1 protein-coding gene is annotated in these 300 nt (G+C 59.0%); it reads right to left on the bottom strand.

The genetic code is table 11. The features are described 5' to 3' along the window. On the bottom strand, positions 1-300 hold a 300-nt coding region (locus AC5WOC_RS21225), incomplete at both ends, for an AMP-binding protein (RefSeq protein WP_496057418.1).

The following is a 300-nucleotide window of genomic DNA, read 5'->3' as shown; positions in this document are numbered from 1 at the left end:
TGGTACAATCTTCCCCAGATCGGATGTGATACAAATCGCTCGTTGGTCCAATCGGTGCGATCGTGGTAGCCTTGGGCTAATCCTCTTCCTCCCAAATACAGTTCCCCAGGTACCCCAATGGGGAGCAGCTGTCCATGGTCATCGAGTACGTACGCCTGAACGCCGGCAATCGGGCGTCCAATGGAAGGCAAGCCGCGGCTCCCAGCAGGGACGACCGCTGCCGTTGCCACCACGGTGTTTTCCGTAGGGCCATAATGGTTGACGACAGGCACTGGGAATCCAGCAGGAGGGGCACTGCGC

Source organism: Shimazuella sp. NTD247, assembly GCF_059510415.1.
This window is presented reverse-complemented; position numbering and strand designations above follow the sequence as displayed.